The 26,557-nt window shown below is 45.8% G+C and carries 17 protein-coding genes and 1 pseudogene; 12 read left to right on the top strand and 6 right to left on the bottom strand.

Going from position 1 to position 26,557, the window contains the following annotated elements; translation table 11 throughout:
- Positions 1–24 precede the first annotated feature (24 nt).
- Positions 25–1,227, bottom strand: coding sequence for a PQQ-binding-like beta-propeller repeat protein (locus MTC_RS03065; protein WP_014405209.1), 1,203 nt, complete (start codon positions 1,225–1,227; stop codon positions 25–27).
- A 141-nt stretch (positions 1,228–1,368) separates the two neighbouring features.
- On the opposite strand from MTC_RS03065, the gene MTC_RS03070 reads away from it, so the two are divergent.
- From MTC_RS03070 to MTC_RS03115, 10 genes are all read left to right on the top strand, one after another.
- Positions 1,369–2,466 carry a glycosyltransferase gene (locus MTC_RS03070; RefSeq protein WP_014405210.1) on the top strand — a complete coding sequence of 366 codons (1,098 nt, stop codon included), beginning with the start codon at positions 1,369–1,371 and terminating at the stop codon, positions 2,464–2,466.
- 122 nt (positions 2,467–2,588) lie between these two features.
- Entirely contained in the window at positions 2,589–3,569 is a 981-nt protein-coding gene (locus MTC_RS03075; RefSeq protein WP_014405211.1) for a glycosyltransferase family 2 protein, read from the top strand.
- A 71-nt stretch (positions 3,570–3,640) separates the two neighbouring features.
- Positions 3,641–4,681, top strand: coding sequence for a glycosyltransferase family 4 protein (locus tag MTC_RS03080; protein WP_014405212.1), 1,041 nt, complete (start codon positions 3,641–3,643; stop codon positions 4,679–4,681).
- The gene (locus MTC_RS03085; RefSeq protein ID WP_014405213.1) at positions 4,671–5,852 is read left to right on the top strand and encodes a glycosyltransferase family 4 protein; all 1,182 of its coding nucleotides are present in this window, start codon (positions 4,671–4,673) and stop codon (positions 5,850–5,852) included. Before MTC_RS03080 ends, MTC_RS03085 begins: the two co-directional genes overlap by 11 nt.
- A gap of 18 nt (positions 5,853–5,870) precedes the next feature.
- The gene (locus MTC_RS03090) at positions 5,871–6,650 is read left to right on the top strand and encodes an ABC transporter permease (protein WP_014405214.1); all 780 of its coding nucleotides are present in this window, start codon (positions 5,871–5,873) and stop codon (positions 6,648–6,650) included.
- Between the two features lie 2 nt (positions 6,651–6,652).
- A complete protein-coding gene (locus MTC_RS03095) occupies positions 6,653–7,951 on the top strand; it encodes an ABC transporter ATP-binding protein (RefSeq protein WP_014405215.1) in 1,299 nt (432 codons plus the stop codon).
- Positions 7,935–9,389 (top strand): methionine biosynthesis protein MetW, encoded by a 1,455-nt coding sequence (locus tag MTC_RS12580; RefSeq protein ID WP_014405216.1) that lies wholly within the window; start codon positions 7,935–7,937, stop codon positions 9,387–9,389. The genes MTC_RS03095 and MTC_RS12580 overlap by 17 nt, the downstream gene beginning before the upstream one ends.
- Before the next feature lie 12 nt (positions 9,390–9,401).
- The gene (locus MTC_RS03105; RefSeq protein ID WP_014405217.1) at positions 9,402–12,374 is read left to right on the top strand and encodes a glycosyltransferase; all 2,973 of its coding nucleotides are present in this window, start codon (positions 9,402–9,404) and stop codon (positions 12,372–12,374) included.
- A gap of 19 nt (positions 12,375–12,393) precedes the next feature.
- Complete coding sequence (locus MTC_RS03110) at positions 12,394–14,079, top strand: glycosyltransferase family 4 protein (protein WP_014405218.1); 1,686 nt, start codon at positions 12,394–12,396, stop codon at positions 14,077–14,079.
- Between the two features lie 45 nt (positions 14,080–14,124).
- Complete coding sequence (locus MTC_RS03115; RefSeq protein WP_014405219.1) at positions 14,125–15,054, top strand: NAD-dependent epimerase/dehydratase family protein; 930 nt, start codon at positions 14,125–14,127, stop codon at positions 15,052–15,054.
- A 593-nt stretch (positions 15,055–15,647) separates the two neighbouring features.
- Here the strand turns inward: MTC_RS03115 and MTC_RS13575 are convergent.
- A pseudogene (locus tag MTC_RS13575) lies at positions 15,648–16,052 on the bottom strand (transposase).
- A 672-nt stretch (positions 16,053–16,724) separates the two neighbouring features.
- Entirely contained in the window at positions 16,725–20,978 is a 4,254-nt protein-coding gene (locus MTC_RS12590) for an NBR1-Ig-like domain-containing protein (RefSeq protein ID WP_014405221.1), read from the bottom strand.
- Between the two features lie 371 nt (positions 20,979–21,349).
- Here MTC_RS12590 and MTC_RS03130 point away from each other — a divergent pair, with 371 nt between their 5' ends.
- Together MTC_RS03130 and MTC_RS12595 are read left to right on the top strand one after the other, a co-directional pair.
- Positions 21,350–22,354: an IS5 family transposase gene (locus MTC_RS03130; protein WP_014405222.1), complete on the top strand. Its 1,005-nt coding sequence runs from the start codon at positions 21,350–21,352 to the stop codon at positions 22,352–22,354.
- Between the two features lie 464 nt (positions 22,355–22,818).
- Positions 22,819–23,742: an IS5-like element ISMeco1 family transposase gene (locus MTC_RS12595; protein WP_052322780.1), complete on the top strand. Its 924-nt coding sequence runs from the start codon at positions 22,819–22,821 to the stop codon at positions 23,740–23,742.
- 46 nt (positions 23,743–23,788) lie between these two features.
- On the opposite strand, the gene MTC_RS03140 is transcribed toward MTC_RS12595, so the two are convergent.
- Genes MTC_RS03140 through MTC_RS03150 form a run of 3 tightly spaced genes read right to left on the bottom strand, consistent with a single transcriptional unit; the run spans position 23,789 to position 26,473 of the window.
- Complete coding sequence (locus MTC_RS03140) at positions 23,789–24,322, bottom strand: class I SAM-dependent methyltransferase (protein ID WP_014405224.1); 534 nt, start codon at positions 24,320–24,322, stop codon at positions 23,789–23,791.
- Between the two features lie 4 nt (positions 24,323–24,326).
- Positions 24,327–25,457: a glycosyltransferase family 4 protein gene (locus tag MTC_RS03145; RefSeq protein WP_014405225.1), complete on the bottom strand. Its 1,131-nt coding sequence runs from the start codon at positions 25,455–25,457 to the stop codon at positions 24,327–24,329.
- Positions 25,458–25,465: 8 nt separating this feature from the next.
- Positions 25,466–26,473 (bottom strand): glycosyltransferase family 2 protein, encoded by a 1,008-nt coding sequence (locus MTC_RS03150; RefSeq protein WP_014405226.1) that lies wholly within the window; start codon positions 26,471–26,473, stop codon positions 25,466–25,468.
- Positions 26,474–26,557 lie beyond the last annotated feature (84 nt).

Here is a 26,557-nt window from a genome sequence, read left to right on the forward strand (position 1 = left end):
CATGAGTATTTATTTCTTTTCGAATCAACCTTTCAGTGCGTACAGCTTCCCGCCATCAGTCTTCGCATACACCGTGTCGTCAGGCCCTATATATACCTGCTCCCATCGGCTCCCGTCCCCTGAGCTATACGTGTATTTGAGCGTTCCATCCTTTCCGATGACGTAGAGCACAGGGGATGGCTGGCCGCCGCTATTGGATACCGTGTCGATACATACTATGTCCCTGCCAGGGTATATGAGGGGCGCGGCGCTGCTATTGAACTGCCGATTCCACTTGAGGGAGCCATACAGGTCAAGCGCATAAAGCGTCGCCAGGTCCTTACCAGAGTCTCCGATGACGTACACCGTGTCGTTGTAAACTGCAGGCGTGTAGCTCAGGTTGGCGTTATTAGTGACCACCGGGTTGAACTTGCCTATCATTTCGCCCCGCTCGTTCAGGACGTGGACGGTGCCCCATAGGTAGAAGAGGTATAGGCGGCTTTTCTCGTCTACCACCAGGCTGTACTGGCCCAGGTACGCCATCGAGTGGTCCCAGGTCTGGTTCCCGCTGGCGTCGACATGATACAATACTCCAGAATACTCGTCGTAGACGAGGACGCCCCCAATGCTCGCGGGCCTCAGCCTCATGCTGGCAGTATACTTCTCGCAATAGGAGGACCAGAGAGTGCCGCCATCAGGCGACATGCAGCACAGGTAAACCTCGGCGATGCGGCCCGGAGGGCGCATGAAAAAGTAGACGTTTCCGCTGCCATCCACAACCGGGTCTGAGACCACCAGGGAGGCGCTCCACTTCTCTTTTCCCGAGGCGTCGATGGCCGACAAAATGGCCCCCGATCTGAGGTAGATGGTGTCATCGGGGCCTATGAGCGGCGGATGGTCCATTCCCATGCCTGTCAGCGCTCTCACCGTCCCGTTCTCGTATATGGCGCTGAGGCCGCGGCCCATAGAATAGACGTAGAGCGTGCCGTTATAATATGCAGAGTATAGAACGTCTGGGTACCGGACGGCCCAGATGATGGAGCCTTTCGCATTCACCAGCGAAACGTTGGAGGCGCTTATGACGTAAAGGCTCTCGTTCGCCGGGTATATCTTTAATACCGGGTCGTCTCCCCCCATTTCCCAGTTGAGCGCCGCTCCCCCCAGCCTGTATGCCATGAGGGCTAGGGCGGATATGAAAATAATGATCGCCATAGCCGTGACTACCTTGACGAGCGTAGAGCCTTGCATTTTTAGGTTCCCCGGCGTTACAAAGCCAGTATTATGCGATAATAAAGCCCTAACTTAGATAAACCTTATGTCGTGTTGAGATAGAAAGCTACACTGCGAAAGGTATATGGCGTTCGATGGAGTTCTTTCATCGTCCGGCAGGTGAGCCATACGAGGGTTGCCATCTTTCACGATTACTTCAGCTTTATCGGTGGAGGGGAGAAGCTCGTGCTGACGCTTGCGCGCCACCTTGGAGCTGACGTCATAACGACTGACGTGGAGCGGGGACTCATCTCTAAGATGGGCTTTAGCGACGTGAACGTGCTCAGCCTAGGCTCCCTGGTAAAGGCCATGCCCCTGAAGCAGATACAGGCCACGCTGAAGTTCGCCACATGCGATTTTAGAGGAAAGTATGATTTTTACATTTTCAGCGGAAACTGGGCACACTATGCGGCTAAAAGGCATAGGCCAAACCTGATGTACTGCTATACGCCAGTAAGGGTCTTCTATGACCAGCGCCGTAATACAATTAATTCGCTGAAGAATCCGCTGGCCAGGCTGGCGGCAGCTATCTGGACATCAATTCATAGTCGCTTTGATAAAAAATCCATAAAAAGCGTAGAGAGGATAGCAACAACCAGCAATAACACAGCAAAACGCATCGAGAAGTATTATAATCGTAGGGCTGTGGTCGTATATCCCCCCTGTGATACGTCACGGTTTCATTACCTGTGCGATGACGGCTTTTGGCTGTCCGTAAACAGGCTGTATCCGGAAAAACGCATCGAGATACAATTAAAAGCATTTGAGCGAATGCCTGACGAGCGCCTAATCATAGTCGGTAATAGTGGAAACGGGGACCACTCGGTGGCATATGCCAAAAATTTGAAGGCCATGCTTCCTCCGAACGTGAGCATTTATAGCGACATGCCTGAGGAGAAGCTGATTGACTTGTATGGAAGGTGTAGGGGGGTGATTTCGACCGCTGTTGAAGAGGATTTTGGCATGACCGCCGTGGAGGCTATGGCGAGCGGCAAGCCCGTGATCGCCCCCAGGGAGGGGGGATACCTCGAGTCTATAATAGATGGAGAGACGGGATTGCTCATCGAATGCACCCCAGAAGCCCTCATAAAAGCCGTAAAGACAATATCAAAAGACCCTTCAAGTTTCAAGGAAGCCTGTATCAAGCGAGCCGAAGAGTTCGACGTGAGCGTATTTATAAAAAACATTAAAAGCGTCATACAAGATTCACGGCTATAATAATTTAAAATAAATCATTTCTTATTTCCAGGCCCGGCATTTAATATTGGCATAAAGACGCCTGCATTCCGATAATAAATAGACAAACCCATATAATTATAAAAATAAATGTATACTAAGTGATGGGGCCAGGTGCACTTTCTAAAATCCGTCCATTAGTATCAGTGATCATCGTTAATTATAATGGCAAGAGATTTTTAGATAAATGCCTATCATCCGTAGAAGCCCAGACGTACCGTCACTTCGAGACGATTCTCGTCGATAACGGCTCAACCGATGGGTCGCTAGAGTTTGTAAAGAGTCGATTCCCCGAGGTGCACATCATATCAAATAATGAGAACTTCGGATTCTCAAAGGCCAACAACGTGGGCATATCGGCATCCAGAGGCGCGTTTATCGCTACGCTGAATAATGACACGGAGGCACGGCCCCGATGGCTGGAAGCCCTCGTCGATGTCATGCTATCCGAAGATAACGTGGGCATGTGCGCGTCTAAGATGCTCTTCATGAATAGCCCCCGGGTCATTAACTCAACGGGGATCTGCATCTCAAGGAGCGGGGCGAGCTGGGATAGGGGAATGTTTGAGCCGGACCGTGGACAATATGACTCTATCGAAGAGGTATTCGGCCCGTGCGCCGGAGCCGCACTATACAGGAGAACCATGCTCGATGAGGTGGGGCTATTCGACGAGAGCTTTTTCGCATATATGGAGGACGTCGACCTGGCATTCCGTGCACGCTTAAAGGGCTGGAAGTGCCTTTACGTGCCCGATGCAGTGGTATATCATCACCACGGCGGCACTGCTGGGTACATGTCTGACTTGTCCGTCTATTATGGCAATCGCAACATCATCTGGAACTTCATAAAAAATTACCCTGCACCATTACTTTTGACCTCTTTGATCTGGGCAATAGGCCGTAACCTGGCCGTCTTGCCATACTACGCGTTGAAAGGGCATGGTAGAGCTGCGCTTCGAGCAAAGGTCGATGCCCTTAAAGGACTTCCGGCGATGGCGGCCGGGAGGGCCGGAGGCAAAAGCGATGTATCCAGGTTTATCCATACCTGGGCACGCGTACCGTCGCCTCGAAAGATGCCACCATAAATATTATAAGCTCGTAACGGCCTCAGAACTGCACGGGATGCACACTGTGCCCTGCGTTCGGGGGACGGCCTTTGGAGACGCTTAACATTTGTATAGGAACGTACAGGCTTGCGAAAGGGAATGGCATCGACATATCCGTATACCAGTTTGCCCGTGAGCTTGCCAAACGCCATAACGTGACGATAGCAGTGATGCATAGCGATATGGACCTCCATGAAATAGACGTCCTAAAGTATCGCATCGGCTTTGGCGATGGCATCTTAGGTGCAGCAAAAGACCTCGATAAGCATCACTTCGATCTCATATCGACACATTACTCTCCTTTCGACCTAATCGCATCGCGTACCCGAATACCTCATTACCTGCATGACCCTGGGGTGCCACCTTTCAAGAAGTTGCGGTGGATAAGGGAAAAACGCTTTTGGCTCATCGTGAATACGACCAGGCTCCTTTCTGCAGGCAAAGCGCAGTGCGTCCTCCCCATATCTGACTACCTGGGCAGAGAGTTCAAGAGAAAATACTGCTATGGCGGGCGTATGAAGGTACTGCCCTATGGCATTCAATTTCCAGTGCAGGAACCGTCCGGGGAGGCGGCTTATAAAAAATATGTACTATATGTGGGTAGGCACACTCGGTATAAGGGCGTCCACACGCTTTTTGAGATATTCCGTGAGGTGAAAAAGGAGGTTGGCGACGTCCATCTAGTTACAATAGGCACGCAGGAAGCGGGGTATAAGGAGCGACTGGAGGCCCTGGCCTCGGAGATAGGCGACGTGCACATGCTCGGATACGTGCCGGAAGTGTGGAGCTATTATAAGCACGCGTCCGTATATGCCACTTGCTCTGAGTGGGAAGGCCAGGATAGGCCCGTCATCGAAGCCCAGTATATGGGTAAGCCCGTGGTAGCGTTTAATAATTGCTCGCACCCGGAGGTCGTGTTTCATGGCATGCTTGCTAACGACCGGAAAGAGTTCAAGGACGCCCTGATCAAATATCTAAAAGAAGATAATACGGATATGTCGGCGAGGAAAAAGGTAGAGGAAAAATTTTCCATAGAGGGCATGGCCTATAAATTTATTGATATCGTGAAAGGTGCGACTGATGGCCCGTAAGATAGCAATAGTGGTGCAGAGATATGGCAAAGAAGTGCTGGGCGGCTCAGAGTCGCTGGCCGCCGACGTCGCAGCATGCCTTTCAACAGTCTATGACGTGGAGGTGCTTACCACTTGCGCTAAAGATTACGTCACCTGGAAGAATGAGTTTCCTGAGGGTGCGACAATAGAGGATGGCATAAAGGTCAGGCGCTTTGCCGTGGACCGGCCCAGACATGCTTTATTCAGCTACTGGAATTGGCTATTGATGTATGTACCGCACTTTGAGTGGATGGAGAAGGTGTGGATTCGCATGCAGGGTCCCTACTCATCCGGGCTCATTAACTATGTGAAGGAGCGACGCAATGAGTATGACACGTTCATCTTCGTGACCTATTTGTATGGGACGACCTTTTATTGCCTCCCTCATGTCGCCGAGAAGGCGATACTGCTGCCTACCGCCCATAACGAGCCTTACATTCACTTTAGGATTTATCGTGACATCTTCGGGGCTGCAAAATGGCTGATTTTCCTGACGGAGGAAGAAAAAGCGCTCACTGACGGCATATTTGGCACAGAAAAGAAGGGGACGGTCATCGGAGCCCCTATTAAAGAATTGGAAGCATTCGCCAACGGCTTCCGCGAGAAATATGGCATATTTTCCCCGTTTATATTGTATGTTGGACGGGTGGATAAGCTCAAGAATGTGCAAGTTTTATTAAATTATTTTGAGCGATATCGCATGGAGCGGAAGAACGACATAAAGCTCGTATTATGTGGCTCGGGGCCTTTGAAGGTGAGCCAGGATGGCGTCGTGTGCACCGGATTCATGCCGGAAGAGGATAAGTATGGTGCCATTAGGGCAGCTATAGCCGTTGTACTTCCATCGCGGTACGAGAGCTTTTCATATTCCATGCTAGAAGCAATGCTATGCTGTACTCCTACGCTGGTAAACGGTGAATGCCATGTGCTCAAGGGGCATTGCGAAAAAAGTAGGGGAGGCATGTGCTATAATTCTTATGAAGAGTTCAGAGATGCCCTTGACGCCGTGTTAGGCGATCCAGGCTTACGCAAGCGTATGGGCGAGGCGGGAAGGGCATACGTCATGGAACATTATTCTATGGACGCTGTAAGGAAAAAATATATAACGACTATAGATGATTTAATAAATGGCTGGCAAAGGACTTCTTAATTTTTTTAGGTGAGCGGCATGGTAGGTATAAAGGAAATATGGGAATATCGCGGCTTAATAAAAAAGCTTGCCATCACTGACCTCAAGGTTCGCTATAAGAACTCAGTGCTTGGCATACTCTGGTCGCTCCTGCAGCCGCTCATGATGTTTCTCGTGTTACTTATTGTATTCACGGGATTGATGCTTAACCGCTCCATCGAGCATTATCCGCTTTTCCTATTATTGGGCATCATTGGATGGGGCTTTTTTGATAAGGCCACCGGGTTCAGCCTCGGCAGCGTCGTGGGAAAGCCACAATTGGTAAAAAAGATATACTTTCCCAGAGAAGTGCTGGTAATTAGCGCTTGCCTGACTGCGCTTATGATGTCGCTAATCGAGTTCATCGTGTTCGGCTTTTTCATGCTGGCCTTCGGCGTGCTCCCAACGTGGCTGGTCATATTCTTCCCCATCGTGTTATTGATCGAATTTATGCTAGCTCTGGGCGTCTCTCTGGCGATATCATCATTAAACGTGATATGGCGGGACGTGCAGTGGATATGGCCGGTCGTCATGCAGGCGGGGTTCTTTTTAACTCCCATCATGTACTCGCTTGACTTGTTCAATGGAATCCCACATGCGTGGGTATTGCAGCTTAACCCTATGACCGCCATCCTTGACTCGATGCGATATATCTTTATTAATAGGCCAGCCCCTATTCTAAATGACATGGCGTATGCGACAGCCTTCGCACTTGTTATGATGGCTATAGGAGTGTTCATTTTCAGTAGGCTTGAGCCCAGGTTTGGGGAGGAGGTATAGCCTTGTTCCAGAAGCAGGCCATGTTAAAGAAAAATGCGAGTTCAGAAAAGCCCGCTATCATCGTAAAAAACGTCACCAAGGAGTTCATCATCCCCCACGAGCGGAAGACGACTCTCTTTGAGAACATCAAGGGCGTCTTCAGGCCCTCCATCTATGAGACTTTCACCGCGCTCAAGGATATCAGCTTTACCGTGGAAAAAGGCGAGTCCATCGGCATTATCGGGGACAACGGGAGCGGAAAGAGCACTTTACTCAAGATCATCTCTAGAATATTGAAGCCCACGAGAGGGAGCGTGGAAGTGAATGGCCGCATTACACCTTTTCTGGAGCTTGGCGTTGGATTTCAGCCCGACCTGACGGCGAGGGAGAACATCGAGGTGTACAGCACCATCATGGGACTCTCCGAGAAGGAGATTGCAAAGAATATCGATAATGTGCTGGAGTTTGCAGGGCTGACAAAGTTTCGGGATACGAAGCTTAAGAACTTTTCGAATGGGATGCAGGTGAGGCTTGCGTTCGCCACCGCCATTCAGAAAGAGCCGGACATTTTGCTGGTGGATGAAGTGCTAGCAGTTGGGGATATTGACTTCCAGCAGAAATGTCTCGACGTTTTTACGGAGTATAAGAAGAAGGGCGTCACAATGCTGTTTGTGTCACATGATCTTGGGGCCGTGAGGCGGTTCTGCGATAAGACGATATTGATGAAGAATGGTGAAATGCTGGCTTACGGGAAGACTGGCGACGTCATTGATCGGTACGTGTATGGTGTTGATAAATCGGAAGCGAAACCCAACATCCAAAAATGTGATATGCAACAAAGCGATGAAATGTCTAAGTCACAGGATATTAATCAAAAATTGGAAAAAAAAGACAGATGGGGAAATCAAAAAGTCGTTATCACTGCAGTCCAGCTAATGGATAAATACGGTGGCGAGAACGATAAGTTCAATAGCGGAGACCCGATGAGGATCCGCATCTCGTTCAATGCAAAGGATCCAATCGATGATCCGGTATTTGGCATTGCTATTTATAACGATAGTAATATTTTATGTTACGGCACGAATACAGATATCCAAGGATTATCCCTCGGAACCATATGGGGAAATGGTATTATTGATATCGCCATCCCGTCGCTCTCGCTGTTAACAGGAAAATTCCTGCTGACAGTAGCAGCCCACGCGAAAGACCACGTACCATATGATTGGCATGATAAAAAATACTCTTTCATCGTGGTTAGCACAAATAGAGTTAATGGAATCTTAGATCTGAGGAGTGAATGGATATATGGGCAACAATCTTGAAACCGAAGAGATAAATGTTGAAGAGATCATGAAAAAGATAAAAGAGAACGTGTATAAGAAAATGGCGCTCGCCCAAAATACTTTAGAGCCTCGTGGGGCCGCTTGCATTGACTCTGTGCCCGAAAACGCCGATCTAGCATATATCCGAAATAACTGGTATATTCATAATAATGATTACAAGATATCATCCCATAGAAAATTTGTGGGGCCCGTGCTTATCAAAGGCAGAGAACTGGTACTTGGGGAAATCAAGAGGTATATGGATCCAATCATTTCTAGGCAAAACGATTTCAATTCCCATGTGGCCAACGCAATTGTCGATCTCAATAAAGAGCGCATAAACCTGGCTCGCCAGACGATGGACAATATAGCCGTTATCATAGATTCTCGGACGGATGAGATTAAGAATGAGATAAAATCTCAGATAAAGGCTGACATACAGGCTATAAACGAGCAAACGCTGGCGAGTATCAAAGCCTTAAATGAACAGACAACTGCAAATATTAGTGCAGCAAATGAAAAAATGATGACGAGCATCGAAGCGCTGAAGTTCGAGACCGAGTCTTTGATAGAGGATCGCATTGGAAAATTAAAGGTAGAAGTTTCCAACGATGCGAATATAAAGGTAAAGGAGGTGCTGTCCGACATAAATAAGGATATCGAAAATAAGGCATGGCTTGCCGGATTATTGGAACGAAGGATAAATGATCGGCTCGAAGTCTCTAGTACAGCAGGGAAAGGAGAATCGATTAAAGACATAAACTATTTTGTCTTCGAGGAGCGGTTTAGAGGCTCGTCGAATGATATCAAACAAAAGCAAGCAATTTTCCTGCCTTATTATAAAGGCTGCAAGAACGTCCTAGACATCGGCTGTGGCAGGGGCGAATTTTTAGAAATGATGCGAGAGAATGGAATCGTGGCCCGAGGTATCGATATCGACGACGACATGATCGATTATTGCCAGTCGAAAGGGCTTGATGTCGAAAAGATTGATGCTATAGCATATTTGGAGCGGATTGAAGATAAAAGCCTGGATGGTATCTTCATTGACCAGGTTATAGAGCACCTTGAGCCTGAATATTTAATTAGGATGCTAAAGCTATGCTTTGATAAGCTTAAGTTCGGATACTATCTCTGCGCCGAAACCGTGAACCCCCTTTCTCTGACTTCATTTGCAAACTTTTACATCGATATGACGCATAAGCGCCCTGTTCACCCGGAAACGCTAAGGTTCTTATTTTCAATGGCGGGCTTCAGGGAATTGGAAGTGAAGTTTACCGCCCCTGTCGAAGACCGATTCAGGCTAAAAAAGATAGATATAGGCTCGGGGCTTAATGAAAATGAGCAAAAGGCATTTACGATCTATAACCAGAATATTGACAGGCTGAATGATATGCTCTTTGGGTACCAGGATTACTCGGTTATCGGCAAGAAATGACCTGCGGAGGAATTGGCGATAAAAATACTCATTTGTCATGAAAGATTCCTGTTTCGCTATGGCGTCGACCGGGTATTGATCATACTAGGAAAAGGACTAAAGGAAAAGGGCCATACTATATATTTCATGGGTAACCGATTTGACCGTGAGATACTACGCCCCATAGCATCTCGGATCATAGAAGTTCCTGCTGGCAACGATTTCTTAGCTCAGAACGAGTTTACGCTAGAATGGTTGAAAAATAATTGGCAAAAAATTTTTAGCTCAGATGACCGACCCGATATTGTGGTGGTTGGCGGGTGGCCATTCCTTAAAGCTATACCATTTTTCCGCGAGAAGGGTTGTAGAGTGGTCTTTTCCGATCATGGCATTGTTCCACTATCAGGATACTCAGGTAGCCAGCTTATTGCGCTCAATAAGCTAAAAATGCTCAAAAAGCAATATCTGGGTGATTCTACAGCCATCGTAGGGGTTAGCGATTTCATAGTTAGGTCTCAGAGTCTTCCGTATGGAACTGGAAAAGGCGCGCTAATATGCCATATATTGAATGGTGTGGACCATTTAGATATGGGCTTGTGGAAAGCTGAAAGTCTGCATATGAATAGACAGACCGAGCAGGCGCTCAATAAAGTTAATGCACTAAAAGCGGAAGGAAAAAAAGTGATCCTTCTATTGGGCAGATGGGAAATCAATTGCTATAAGAACGTAGAAGCCGCTTTTGATATCATGCCAAAGATTTTGAAGGTCATACCAGAATGTGTCATGGTGGTATTGGCAAATCCGGAAGACGTTACTCTGCCCAATGGCATGCAAGAATGTATCATACCAATCGGATTCCCCGACGATAGCGGGCTAAAAAAGATCATGACACAGGTCGACCTCGGGCTCTCAGTTTCCCGGTGGGAAGGTTTTAACCTACCTCTAGGAGAGATGCAGTGGCTTAACCAGCCTGTTCTTGCATTTAATATTGGTGCCCACCCGGAGGTCATCGTGCATCCTTGGTACTTATGTGAGAATAACGACGAGATGGCTGAAAAGGCGATCAAGATACTCAGTGGCGACGGTCTCGATGAGGATGCTAATAAGCGGTCGCTGGAGAAGTTCCACTCGTATTTTACGTGGAGCCGGGCTATCAAAGAATATAGCGACCTTTTTGAAAAGCTGCTAAATGATAATGTCGATCATCATGTGGTAAAACCATTACGACTTATCATCGACGTGACCAACGCTTCGAAAGACCCTGCTAATTCCGGTGTGATCCGCGTCACACGCCGCTTGAGCAGGGAATTGCAACGCTACATAGATCCGATTTTCGTTATCTGGGATGAGGCCATCCAAGGCTATGTATTGCCCACAAGGTGCGAATACGAACAGCTGGGACAATTCAACGGGCCAATCATCACAGATGAGCGTCGTATATCCCATGACGGATACAGGATAACCTTACAAGACTATTTACCTATAACAAGCAACGACCCGGCATGGCTGTTGTTCACTGAAACAGTTGATGAGACGCATGCTCGTATTGTCCGCCGGTACGCTAGGCAAAATGGCATTCACTTGGCCGCGATTTTTTATGATGCCATACCTATTATAAACCCCGAGATGTGCAAGGACATGATGATTAAGAATAATCATGCTAATTATATGAAAGGGCTGGCGGAATGTGATGTAGTCATCCCCATATCGAAGTTCTCAGCTGAATGCCTCGAGCGTTACTGGCATAATAACCATATTACTGGCACTAAAGTATATCCAAATATACTTCCAGGTGAATTCGGTGGCTATCCTAGGATAAATGAGCCTCAAAAGCCTGAAAAGATAGATATTCTGTGCGTATCGACGCTAGAGCCACGGAAAAATCACCGTAAGCTCCTGGAAGCTTGCCTGCTCATGGAAAAGGAGCATCCAGAGTTAGATTGGAGCTTAACACTGGTTGGTAACCGCTCTGCAGGGTCGCAGGATATTGCTGATTATGTCGAATCTATATCATCTAGACACAACCGCATTAAATGGTTGGGCGTTGTCGATGATAATACATTACATAGATTATATATGAAGGCTGCCTTTACCGTATATCCGTCAATAATTGAGGGGTTCGGCATGCCTATATTAGAAAGCATATGGCATGGAAAACCGTGCATCTGCTCTAGCGACGGCGTGATGGCAGAACTAGCCTCCGAAGGCGGTTGCCTCACGACGAATGTCCATGATGAAAAGGCATTGGCCAATGCGATATATAGGCTGGCGACAGATAGGGGATTATTAGCCAGATTATCTAAGCAGGCGATCGAACGAAAGATACGCTCATGGAATGATTATACGCTCGAATTTTTATCGATTCTTAGTCGGGAAAGCACCGTACAATCTCAACCAAGCGAAAATGACTTAGAAAAAATCCCATATCCAGACTATAAGTGCGATAGATTATGGATGGACCATCCAGAGCGCTTAGCCTTAGCATCTATCTTGTCGATACTAACGCCATTATGCTGCATAGAGGTTGGACCGTATAATGATGAAAGCCTTTTGCTCATCTCACAGCATTCTAAAATTGTATTTTCGATAAATAACGGCCCCGAGGTCCCCGATAACTTAAAATACCCGAAGAACGTGACATTCGTGAGCGGACCACCATCTTATGCACTATCTATATTACTAACAGAATTAGATCATTTTGGAATTGGCGTAGACCTTATATTAATCAATGGATGCCGGTGTGGGGAAGAGGTCAAGGCCAACTTAAACAGCGTACTCACATTCGTCCCGAAAAAGCCCCTGATAGTGCTAGTGAATGATAGCTATAACATGGATGTGAGGAAAGAGCTGATTAATATGAATTGGAATGGTTCACCATATGTGTACCTCGTCGATCTTGACTTTATACCAACCTTTGATAGACGGATACATGGAGGCCTGGCTCTAGTATATCTAAAGCCAAATATCCGAAAAGGACCTTTAATGAGGAATATATACGAGTGCTAAATAATCAGGGTTAATGAGTATGGGAAAAAAAATCATCATTTGTAGTAATGTATACCCCCCAAACTTTATAGGCGGGGCAGAACTCATTGCACACCAGCAAGCGAAAATGCTGGCTAAACTTGGAAATGAGGTCATAGTCTTTGCGGGTGATCAACATGCTCCCGGAGAAAGGCATGCATTAAGAATAGAAATGTATGAGGGCCTGACAGTATACAGGATAAAGTTGACTCCGGAGGATTATGCTTCAAATTGTATAAATTTTACACATCGAGCCGTAGAAGACCGCTTTTGCGAATTACTAGATAGCCTTTCGCCCGACATTGTACATTTTCATAACCTTATCGGCCTGTCTGTGGGCTTGATCAGTTTGGCCAAAATGAATGGTGCGAGGACTGTCGTTACACTTCATGACCACTGGGGATTTTGTTTTAAAAACACAATTATCCGACGTGATAGCGAGATTTGTACAAGCTTTACGGAATGCAAGGAGTGCATGCCATATATTCAAGATGAAATGGGAAAAAACCTTCCGATATTGATGCGAAGCGACTACATTGCCATGCAAATGCGTTACGTTGACGCCTTCATCTCGCCAAGCCAGTATCTCGCCAACGCGTATATCAAAGCCGGCTTTCCACGGGAGAAATTCCATATCATATGGTATGGCATTGATATCGAGCGGTTCTCCGGTATACAAAAGATACCGAATAATGGATTTATGCGGTTTACATTCATAGGATATATAGGCAAGCATAAGGGTGTCCATATATTATTGAATGCTCTTAAGCACATCAACGCGAAGGGTCAGATAATCGTAAACATCGTAGGCGAGGGCGACCTCCTTAGTGAGTTTAAGCAGATGGTAAAGTCCGCTGGCCTAGATGGCATCGTTAGGTTCTGGGGTAAGATCAACGATGTTGAGAGAGTCTTACGTGAGACGGATGTCTTGATCCTACCTTCTATATGGCCTGAAAACCAGCCAGTCACAATCACGGAGGCTATGGCATCAAGGACAGCGGTGATAGCTTCACGCATCGGTGGTATCCCTGAGCTCGTTGACGAGAGAAAGACCGGTTATATGTTTGAGCCTGGTAATTCGAGAGAGTTAGCAGCTAAAATGTCTGAATTCATATTGCACCCTGATCTTGTTAAGACATTCGGCGATAACGCTTATAAAAAGATTGAGAGCAATACGCTTGAAAGACAAGTGAAAGAAATTTTACGGGTTTATGAAGGAATATCGCCCGATATGCAGAAAATGCTTCCTAAGGATATACTGATCGCTTGTACAGGTAGTGAGATGAACTCTTGCTGTACCATGGCAATGCTTAGCTTTCATAACAATAGGCGAGAGAGCAAATATTATTTTATTATGAGCGATTGGCTCCGAGACGGACAATTTAAATATGTAAAATTGCTATGGGTCGTTAGTAAAGACGCAAATAGAAAGACGATTATAGCAAGCCTTAAGGATGGTATTCCATTGCTTGTTCCCTGTGCCAACAGCGAACTCAAAGCCTTATGTAAGAGCATGAACTGTGGATTATACTATTGTGATGCTCTGGAAGCAGAAGCTTGCCTCGAATACATAGTTGATCACGAAAAAGAACGCGTGGCGCTCGGGAAAATGGGATCGAAAGCTTACTATAAATATGGTGAGAGCCTGTTAATGTTGAACACTCCGTTGGTAAAAACGAAAAGTTAAAAATTCGACCTATATAAGAGAATATGTTTATGACTAGGTGATTATGTGATAAAAAAGATCTTGGTAACTGGAAGCAATGGCACGATAGGGACACGACTCTGCGAAAAGTTACTATCGTGTGGATATGAAGTTTGTGGTGCTGACATAAAGCCTAACAAATGGAACCGGGAGATTGATAATCTTACGACGATTGTCGATTTGAGAAGGAAGGAAGACATCGCAAAATTGCCAAAGGACATCGACCTAGTAATACACTTGGCTGCAAACGCGAGAGTATATGACCTTGTCCTCGATCCATCCTTAGCTAGAGATAACATCGATATGATTTTCAACGTCTTGGAATATTGCCGTATTAACAAGATTAAAAAATTCATTTTCTCATCGAGTCGAGAGGTATATGGTAATTCAGACAAGATCATCTATAAAGAGGATGATGCATCCTTCGACCGAAGCGAGAGCCCATATAGTGCTTCTAAGATCGCCGGCGAAGCGCTGGTGCGCTCATATCATCGTTGCTTTGATATCGATTTTATTATACTAAGATTTTCTAATGTTTATGGAATGTACGATGATAGCAATCGTGTCATACCATTATTCATCAAGCTGACCAAAGAGAAGAAGGATCTCGAAGTATATGGCGCAGATAAGCTACTTGATTTCACATATATCGATGATACGGTGAACGGCGTGATCAGCTGCATCGAAAAATTCGACCAAACAAAGAACGACGTATATAACATCGCCTCGAATACGGGTATTAAAATCATAGACGTAGCGAAAATAATTCAGAATGTTATGGGTAGCGATAACATGATCTTTGTGAAAGAAAATAGGACTGGCGAGGTAGTGAAGTTCGTTGCCGATATTTCTAAAGCCAACAAAAAGTTAGGGTATAGGCCGACTGTGAACATCAAGGATGGCATCCAGGCATCCGTTCGATGGTACTTGAATTTCTACAGTTCGGAACAGACTTGAAGTCCTTTTATTAGCATGGAGATCAATGGTATTAATTGATTCTACCGTTGTCTTTCCTCTATTTTCTCAAACAAAAATTTTTGCTGATGGCCTGATCAAAGGTGTATAGCATAAAGGATAAGATGACAAGGTTTACTGCGAAGAATAAATAATTATTTGGATAAGGCCTAACCATGGAACGTGGACTGAATTGTATAGAAGCATCATAGATGCAGGCCAGGGCAGCGTTAATATTTTGTTGTAATTTATATTATTAGCCCTGTATCAATTGGATTTTCTTCCAGGTATAAGCTTGTACTTTGTTTTCCATTTTTCATCGCGGTCCATGAGCAAGGTACCGGCGAGCTAGTATGTGTCGTTGGGGAAGGCTCTAGACACTTTGCCTCGTTGTTTAAGCTTATGATTCGTGTTCTCGAGGAGGTTGGTGGTCCTGATCTTACTCTAATGGTGTTTTGGAAAGGCCATGTAGTTGAACAGGTCCCTTGTAATGCTGGTCTATCATCCTCGCTGCCTCGGAAAGCCCATCCCTAGTAGTTGTTTTGATAAGGTCATCATTGCATTGGGGTCTTCCCTGCAACCCCTAGTCCGTTCTGCTATCTCTTTCCGCCTCTTTTGGGTATCTTTTTCAGCACGTTCCTCACGAAGTGCACCTGGCAGTACTGCCATGAACAACCGGGGAAGCAGTTCTCTACGGCCTTCTTTATGCCCCGGTGGCCGTCGCTAATAGCCAAGAGGACGCCTTACAGGCCTCATCTTTTCAAATCCTCGAACAGCATTGTCCAGAACTCCTCGCTTTCTGATTCGCAGGCCCTGGCCCTGAGCACCCGCCTGTACCCGTCCATGCCAACGCCGACCGCGATCAACAACGCCTTGCTAACATACTTGGCCCCACCAGGACGTGGAAATACACTGCGTAAACGTACATACACGGTCCTGCCCAACGGCATACTGAGGAATTCGCCTACCTGCCCGTCCAGCTCCTTGCTAGTCTTCGACACGCTCGCAGAGAACCCATCAATACCCAGTTGAGAACGTCTTCTATCTCCTGGTACTGATTCCTTATAGGCAGGATTCTCCAACAAGGCCTAGCACCGCTTTCTCGACCCGCGAATAAACTCGAACACCACTGTTTTAAAATCCTCCTCCCGGAACTGGGGCTTCTTCCCTACTCCCCATACAAAGCGGTCAACCCCCGCTGCTTATAGCCATTACGATGCAACCTACGACCGTCACTCCTCTCATAAGCAGCCCATCCGGCTTGAGCCCCCCTCCGCCTCCACCTACATGATAGAATTGTAGACCCAGGCAAAAACATTCTTAATGCCGTCATCATCCTGCCCAAAATACTTAATGAACAAAAGCAGGATATCCATTAACTATGTATTCATATCTTTGCCAACCCCTAATACAATATATGAATACATGGCAATAATATAATTAGAGCAAATAATTAACACTACCTTAATAGCATCTTACGGTAGAAAAATTCCGACATGCAGCCTGCATGGAAAACAAGTAAAAATAAAAAGGCATTCAAGCGCTCCGAAACAATTTTACAACACCCTAATTATTAGTATAAACGATATCTACATTAAGTATTCCATATTTGCCGTTGAAGGCAACTTTAAAAATGTATTAAAAAAAGAAAAAGGAAGGGAATAGCTCCCTGTTTAGATAACGTTCACGTTCACACTATAGATTTCGCCGAACCATTGGTGGCCTTCCCATACCATCTGGTAGGCGGGGTGATAAGTGCCCGCTGCGGGCGCTGTTACATTGAAATTCCATGTGTATGTCTCGCCTGGACGCACTATTCTATCAGGTGAAATAGCGATTCTGATTGGAGCGAACTTTGATGCATCGCCGCTGCCGTCGCCAACGGCGCCCAGTCTGAACTGAGTGGACTCAGACCATGGAACGTTACCCGTATTTTTCATCGTGATAGAAGCGGTAGCTTGCTGACCTTCAACCATCGAGTCCGGTATGTCAATAGATATTACCTGGGCATTAGCAAGCACAGGTACTGTTATAGTCTTCGTAGCTATTCCACCGAACCACTGCTTCCCTTCCCATACCATCTGATATTGTGGTTTATATGTGCCTGGTGTGGAAGGGGCTGTCATTGTGAAGTTAAAGGTATATGTTTGGCCAGGCTGTATCGTCGTACCTGGGGGTAGCGAAAACCTGATAGGGCCAAACTTGCTCGCATCCCCACTGCCGTCGCCCACAGCACCCAAACGGATCCGGCTATCCTCGGACCACGGGTAATTACCCGTGTTCTTCATCGTGACCGAAGCAATGTACGACTGACCAGACTCAAGGCTATCAGGCAAGTTATAGGATATAAACATGGAGTCAGGCGTGGGTTGAATCACGTTTATGCTCTTTGTTAATGTGTCGCCATACCATGCATGGTGTTCCCATACCATCTGGTAGGCGGGGTTATACGTGCCAGCGGTATTGGGTGCGGTCATTGTGAAGTTAAAGGTATATGTTTGGCCAGGCTGTATCGTCGTACCTGGGGGTAGCGAAAACCTGATAGGGCCAAACTTGCTCGCATCCCCACTGCCGTCGCCCACACCACCAAGATTCATATCATTATAAGTCCATGGCATATTACCAGTATTTTTCACAGTCACAAAGACAGGATATTGTTGGCCAGTGTACATGTTAACTGGGATATTACTATTAACCATAGCGGCATTAGGCCACATCGATACGACTGTATTATTGGCTACTTCACCGAACCATTGGTGGCCTTCCCATACCATCTGGTAGGCGGGGGGATAAGTGCCCGCCGCGGGCGCTGTTACATTGAAATTCCATGTGTATGTCTCGCCTGGACGCCCTATTCTATCAGGTGAAATAGCGATTCTGATTGGAGCGGACTTTGATGCATCGCCGCTGCCGTCGCCAACGGCGCCCAGTCTGAACTGAGTGGACTCAGACCATGGAACGTTACCCGTATTTTTCATCGTGATAGAAGCGGTAGCTTGCTGACCTGATATGATCGGCGCTGGTATAGAAGCTGAAACAAGCTGCGCATCCGGAACATAAATCACGTTTATGCTCTTTGTTAATGTGTCGCCATACCATGCATGGTATTCCCATACCATCTGATAAGTCGGGTGATACGTACCAGCCGTACTAGGGGCGGTCATTGTGAAGTTAAACGTATATGACTGGTCAGGCTGTATCGTCGTACCTGAAGGCAGCGAAAACCTGGTAGAGCCAAACTTACTTGCATCTCCACTACCATCCCCCACACCACCCAGATTCATACTACCATAAGTCCATGGCATATTACCAGTATTTTTCACGGTCACCGAGACATTATAGGATTTCGTTGCTAACATTGTATCAGGGATCGTGTTACTTACTACAATAGCTCCCGGCCACATTGATGTGACAGTTTTGTTAGTCATTTCGCCAAACCATTGGTGGCCTTCCCATACAAGCTGGTACTTCGGTTTATAAGTGCCAGCGGCAGGCGCAGTTACATTGAAATTCCAGGTGTAATTCTGGCCAGGCAATACGTTAGCACTGGGCGACATGGCAATCCTGATGGGAGAGAACTTCGCCGCGTCACTGCTACCGTCTCCTACGGCTCCGAGATAAACCCCATTGTTCGAAGACCAAGGCATATTGCCAGTGTTTTTCATGGTTATAGATACAGGGTAACTATAACCTGCGATCATCGTGTCATTCATATTCGAAGCTATAACCGTGGAATTTGGCGAATATATGACGTTTATCGTGTTATTGACCATCGGTCCGAACCACTGGTAATTTTCCCATACCATCTGGTACTGCGGCTTGTATATACCTGGAGTGGAAGGAGCAGTCATCGTGAAATTCCACGTGTAGAACTGGTTAGGCTGTACGACGGCATATGGCACCAGGTCGAACCTGGCGCTGCCGAACTTTGCGGCGTCACCGCTACCGTCGCCCACTCCGCCCAACCTTATGCCGTTTGCATACGTCCAGGGTATGTTGCCAGTATTCTTCATTGTTATGGATACATTGTAGGATTTTCCGGCTTCCATCGTAGACGGTATGGTGTTGGTTTGGACATAAGAGCTTGGGGCCGCTACTAATACTGCAGCCTTCCAGGCATCGGCGCGCCCGTAGCCATAGATATTATCATATCCAGACGTTCCTAGGTCGACGGCACTATTATAGATTAAATTTTTAATTTCTGTATTGCTCTTCGTCGGGTAAAGGCTCCAGAGCTGAGCTGCAATTGCAGCCACATGCGGAGCGGCGGCGCTCGTGCCATAGAATGGATTTGAGAATCCGCCAGATCCCGTCACGCTCACTCCATCGATACCACAAATATCAGGTTTTTGTCTTTGTTGGCTGGGGTAAGTTATTGTAACCGGGCCCTGGCTTGAGAAGGACTCAATACTATTAGGATTGGATGCTGGGATTGCGCCTACTGATATGACGCCAGGGACGGCGGCATGCCCGAATATTGAGTCAGCAGTATTCGTATTATAAGATTCAACATAGTTCCTACCTATGAAGGTGTATACTTCCAGCATTTTAGTCTGTGCTGCCCCATAATTATTTTCAATGTCGAGCTCAAGCCTCGCATTATAATCAAGAGTATTAGTCCATGTAATGTATTCTATAGGGTTTTGGGTGCCGCTTTGTACATTAATACTATAAGCTATAGGATATCCATGGTATACGCCACCAGTGTAATCATATAATAATAGGTCGTAATCGTTGCTTGATGCGCCCCAAGGGTCATTCCACTCGAGGAATACTTCTATTGTCCCGCCTTTAGGGACATCGTAATACATGTATTTATTTGTTGTTGATGTTCCGTGGCTAAAGTCATTAAAATTATAGCCATCATTATAGTACATGCCTTGGTAATGCCCCTGAGCATAATTACCGGCCGATTTCACATATATTATATGATTGTTGTTGACTATATTGTTTATATAAGTTGCAATAGTTCCGTCCTGGAAGTAAGGCTCACCTAACCATGCGATGTCATCACATATTATAGTACATCCATTATTGACAAGCTCATCGACCGCGTTATTAAATGCAACCGTGTTACTACCATAATCATGAAAATATAACTCTGCATCAGGTGCCATATCATGAACTATCTCAAGCATAGCCGTGCCCTCATCGCCACCTATAGTATTGCTCAGGATATGAAGATTGGAAGGCAAATCGCCTGTGGCTACAGCATTAGCATAATGATCAACTCCATCAGAGATAATGCCAACTTTGACCCCTTTACCTGTTGCATTTAGCTTAGATCGCAAATCTGATGAATGTAATATAGAATCACCTTGTGTGGTCACTGATCCAGAATTTACTATGGGAGGCATAACTGTTTGAATGCTGCGTACCCCATCCAGCGACGCTAAAGTCTCAAGTTTTTTGACCTCTACCCATGCTACGGCTATATGATTCGTCTCATCCCTATCGGTGACGTTCCACGCATATGCATCTACTATACTAGTATTGAATGATGGATTAAGATAGACATATACATATACAAGATCGTTTGATAAAGTATCATTACTTGATTGAATAGTAGCTCCGGGCACGACCGAAAGCTGGTTTAATCGCATCATGTTAGCACGAATATCCTCGCGGCTCTGGCCTGGAGGGATAAAGTCACTATTGATAAGCTCTAAGAGATCCGTGCTAAGTTTCTTTTGGCCTGGCGTCAAGCTGAATTTATCAAACTCCCCCTTGGCGAGGGCTTGAGGCTCATATAAAACATTTGATATGGTCTCGTTTAGCTTTCCTGCATTACTGGTGCTTGAGACATTTGTATAAGCTTGATTTGAAAAATTCGAGCTCCCCTGCGCAATATATATTGTAGACATTATAATAGAAATACTTAAAATGGTTATTAACATCATCCTTAAGTATTCTTTACTTAAATTCATACCTAATATTCCCCACTTAATTATTTATTTGATTACCATTTTTATATTGAGTAAATCATCTTCACACCTCGTTTTTCTTTTTTGTCTGCGTTATTTTACTCCCTTCCTCACTGTTAATTCGATCAGATGATCGAATTAGCTAGTTTCATAAAAATATTTAAAAATTTTTTATTAAATCAACAATTATATCATATTTTGTGATACCCCATAATTGTAAAACTTATTATTATCATACAAGTATTTAATTATTATCTTTAATGCTTATGTTTGAGGGTTTTGAAATATCTATGTATTAGCTGTGTTTTAAATTTATATTAGTATGCTTATGTTTGTATAGTAAGTGTTATATACTTTGAAGCCAGACTACTGGCATGTCTTATTTGTATAATCAGGGCTTCAAGCAGTATTATGACGAGTTTCTTAGGCAGGATGACAGGCTTGATCTTGTGAAGCAGGTTATTGATTGGGAGGCTTTCCGGCCTATCATTGCCCGTGTTTTTGATGATGGGCCTGGCAAGGCGGGGAGGCCTCATAATGACGAGGTGGTCATGTTCAGGTGTCTCGTATTGCAGGCCTGGTATGGGTTGAGCGATCCTGGATTAGAGCAGCAGTTGAAGACGAACATTTGTTTCATGAATTTCGTGGGCTTCGACGCCCATATTCCGGATTACAGTACGGTGTGGAGGTTTCGGGAACGATTGGCACGGACAGGGTTGTTTGCTGATTTGTGGACGGAATTGCAGAGGCAGCTTAAAACTAGGGGCCTCGTGGTCCGGGAGGGAGTGATCCAGGATGCCACGTTCATCGAGAGCGACACGGGGCGGAAGAGGATGAGCGAGGAGAAGAAGAAAAAAGAGAACCAGGAACCTATAATTTACACTGAGAAGCAGCTCAGCCACATGGACGATCATGGCACTTTCACGGTGAAGAACGGCCGGGTGTTTCACGGGGACAGGCTGCACGTGCTCGTGGACTCCAAGTCGCAGCTCATCGTCGAGTTCGAGACGAGCGCTGCCAGCCTGCACGACTCACGGGTCTCGCTGGTTAGAGAGGGCGACATGTACGTGTTCAGGGATAAAGGCTACGCCGGGTGTCATGATTTGCCCGTGGGTGCGGTTGATTACACCTTGCATAAGATGGCGAGGAACAAGCCGCTCAACGAATACCAGGCCGCGGAGAACCGGCTCATCAGCGGGATCCGGGCACTGGTGGAAAGACCGTTCTCAGTGATAAAAAGAGACTTTCATAATGGTAGGACGAGGCGGAAACGCTCACACCGGGTACACGCCGAGAACTTTTTCAGGTGCCTGGATTACAACCTGTACCAACTTGTCACCGTAAAAAAGAAAAAAACATGGGTAGCGCAAGCTATCTAAAAAAGCGGGAAAAAGGACGAAGAATAGATATGATCAAGCATAAAAACAAGACAAAAACCCCCATATCCACCAGAAATACATCCAAAAACACATCACCAAAGACCGATTGCACAGAAAACACTTAAATAATCAAAGTCCTCAACATTTTATTTATTTTCAGTGAACTTTTAATAGTGCCATTATATTGCTATAATTAACTTTTTTCTATATATAGACATATCATAATTGATAATTTAGAAATGGCGGGTATACATGCTAGGTATGCATCGATCAAGTCATAGACCTGGTTTAGCCTTTCGGGCACTGGAGGGGTATATAGCATGTGTCTTACCTTTACGTTACGTGTGTTTACATTCATGGACCATTTTTTAAAGTTCTTTTCCTGCTTTGTTGAATAAATGGTGGTTTTTAATTGGTTGGTGTGCTTGCGAGGGTATTTGGTTTATGGGTTTTTTGTTGTTTTTATGCGTAAAAAACGTGGGGGGCGGTGGGGTAAGAAGTACGAGGATAAGCGGGATTGGAAGGAGTATAACGAGGAACTGGTAAGGCGGGGCGAATTGTACTTGAGCCTTGATTTCTTGGAGCGGTGGGGCGAGGAAGTAAGGAAGATGAACGAGGGGAAGCGGGGTCGGCCCTTTCGTTTCCCGGAGGCGTTCGTAGAATGGATGGCCCTGTTGCACGTGTGGTTTTTCATGCCCTTCAGGCAGATGGAAGGGTTTCTCAGGGCTTTGTCACAGCACGCCCCCTTGGAGCCGGCTGATTACACGACCCTTTTTAAGAGGATAAAGGGTTTGAAACTGGATCTTTCCAGCACTATCGTGGCTGGCAGTGACGTGGTCATAGCCGTGGATAGTACGGGCATTCGTGTTACCAACCGGGGGGAGTGGATGCGGGAGAAGTGGAACAACCACCGGGGGTGGATCAAGGTGCACCTCAGCGTGGACGTGGAGAGCAAACAAATCCTTGGATTGGAGATAACCAACGAGGAGGTCGGCGACGCTGACATGTTCCCCTCGCTGTTAGAGCAGAGCAAGGCCAACTCGAAGGGCGTAATAAAAGTGTTGGCTGACGGCGCCTACGATGACAGGCATGCCTTCAACCTCTTGAAAAAAGGCGGGATAGAGTCGGGGATCAAGACGAGAAGCAACGCCAGCACGAAATCCCATGGCTCGCTTTACCGGGCCCAGTGCGTGAGGGAAAGGCAAAACCTGGGTTACAAGGAGTGGAGCAAAAAGAAGGGCTATGGAAAACGATGGGGCGTAGAAGGCGTCATATCCGTAGTTAAGAGGATCTTCGGCGAAACCGTGAGAGCGGCCAGCATACAAGGAATGTACCGGGAGATGAGAACAAAACTATTAGCATACAACATACTACTAAACATGATATAGGCCAAGCCCGCAAGAACACCAGGCAAAAAAGAATACCCCAATTTATTCAACAAAGCATCTTTTCCGTAATATTAAAGATACCCCGCTCGGCTTTATTTGTTAATCCGGCGAGGAAGTTTGTTGGAAAAAGCCAGTAAGGTTCCATTATTAATAAATTACCACCTTGCTTGACGACTCGCACTAACTCATAAAGCCCTTTTTTAGGATCTCCAAAATGATGCAGGCTTCCCGAGATATACACCGAGTCAAAAGAGCCAGCCTTAAATGGCAAATTTTCCCCATCTCCGGCCAGTAGCGTGCGGCAGCCTGGAAGCCTTTTCTTGGCCTCTAGAAGCATGCCTCTAGATATGTCGACACCCACATATTCTACATTTTTAAAATTATCCATGATATACCTAGCGTGTATTCCTGTCCCTGTACCAACTTCCAGTAAGCGGCATTTCTTTCCGTCCAGGACTTCTAGGCCGAGCATGTCAGATATGGCTTTTATCTTTTGAAGGTGGTTCCTATTTTCCCTAGCAAATAATGCGCCCTTGTCAAACTGCACGGCATGGCTATCGTAGTATTCTCTCTGGTTCATGGACTCACCATGATAATATTTTTTGGTATTCACTGATTATGCGCTCTGGAGAATACCGCTCTATGTCATTTTTATTATTCTTTCCAATTTTTTCCCGGAGACCTTTATCCTCCATCATAACCTTTATTTTAGACGCGAGCTCCCCTGGTTCCCGGGCCAGCAAGGCATTTTTACCTTCTTCTAGCAGGTCGGTTTGACCTCCATTGTTAGTTGCCACGATGGGCAAGCCACTATACATAGCCTCCATGAGACAGATACCAAAGCCTTCGTGCAGAGAGCTTAAAAGGTAGATGTCTGCGCAGGCAAGGTATTGAAACTTTTTATCGTCAGGCTGGTATCCTAAAAATTTTACTTTATCTTTGACATCTAATTGTATTGCCAGCTCCTTGAGGGCGATATCTTCTGGCCCTTCCCCGATGATGAGGTATTTCAAATTATCATAAGGTAATTGCGCCACTGCTCTTATGGCCTGGTCGAAACCTTTCCTCCTGACTAGCCTACCAATAGAAATAATAATGAAGTCCTTTGACGAAATACCAAGGGCTTCTCTGGTTGTTGGGTTGAATGATGGCCTCTCGAATCCCACTGGGATGACCTTTATATCCTTTTTAGGCCCGTAATATTTTTCCGTAAGCTTTTTTATGTTGTTTGACTCTGCTATTATACTTTCTGAATTGTTCAGAAGCCACGTGATGACCTTCCTCGAAAAAAAATACTTATGAGGAGACGATTTCTTGCTGGGGTCATAAATGTCGCCGCCATATACTGATGTGATCACTGGCACATGGAATAGCTTGGATAGCAGGACACCCGTGAGACCTGATGGCACAACGAAATGGGCGCTGATTGCATCATAGCAGTTTTTTCTACAGAGTTTTATACCTGCTAACATGCTCGATGGAAAAAATGTGAGCATAGATAGTAAAGTTGATGTGGCTAAATCTTTTCTACCAAGTACTGGCACCCTGTAAACGTTGACGCCGTCCACGACCTCTATTTTTTTCAGGCCTTTAAAGCCAGTTGTAATGTAGTCCACTTGGTGCCTCTTTGCTAGTTCCTTCGATAACAGACGGCAGGCGATGCCTCCGCCGCCACCGAGCGGCGGGAACTCGTAATTAATGATAAGTATTCTCATGGACCTCACTATAACTGTTTTATCATCGAAACCTTCAGTGGCTCGTCAGAGAACCCTATGATTTTTTCCACCCTATAATTCTTGAATTTTTTCTGATTATAGTATGTCTTGAGGGAAATATCAGCCAGTATACCGAAGACAATGAACTGTAGGCCTATGATGATCGAGAGCACTGATAGAATAAACATGGGCTTATCGGCCAGGGATATGTTTAAGAATATTCTGCCGAAGATGTAGTATAGAGTGACAAAACCCCCCAGCGCCCCTATGGCAAGGCCAGCAGTCCCGAATATATGCATTGGCCGTGTTGCGAACCGGCTCCAGAACGTCACTACAATCAGGTCGGTGAAGCCTTTAAATAGTCTCTTCCAGTTATATTTCGATTTTCCATGGCATCTCTCCCGATGGTTAACCTTGACTTCACCCACACTATAGCCGTTAACGACCATCAGCGCGGGTATGTAGCGATGCATTTCGCCGAATAATTCGAAGTCATTGATGCATTCCCTTTTGTAGACACGGAGAGTGCAGCCATAGTCGTGGACTTTATCTTTGATTAAAATTTGCCTTAAAATATTTGAGAGCTTCGAGAAAAGTTTTTTGGAAAGTGGGTCTTTACGGTTTACTCTCCAGCCACAGACCACATCATAGCCTTCAGTCATCTTCTCAAGTAATCGCGGTATATCCGCAGGATCGTTCTGGAGGTCACCATCCATGGTTATGATATAGTCCCCGCATGAATAGTCAAATCCGGCGCTCAGCGCTGCACTCTGCCCGCTATTACGCCTTAGGCGTATCACTTTAAGATTCTTCGAATGTTTACAGAGGTCGCTCAATACGTTAAACGAGCCATCAGTGGAGCCGTCGTCTACGAATATGACTTCATAGGATTGCCCTAACTTATCAAGGGCCGCCGTAAGCTCGTCATATAATTGAACGATGCTCTCTGACTCATTATAAATTGGGATTACTACCGAAAGTGAAGGATGCCCATCAGTAGCAACATCACCCGACATTTTTACCTCAACTACCCTCTTCTGAAAGCATAGGTTTATTCACCCTATGCTTATATATCGGTTATGCCTATGGTTGGTAGGTAT

This window comes from Methanocella conradii HZ254 (assembly GCF_000251105.1).
Classification (GTDB): Archaea; Halobacteriota; Methanocellia; order Methanocellales; family Methanocellaceae; genus Methanocella; species Methanocella conradii.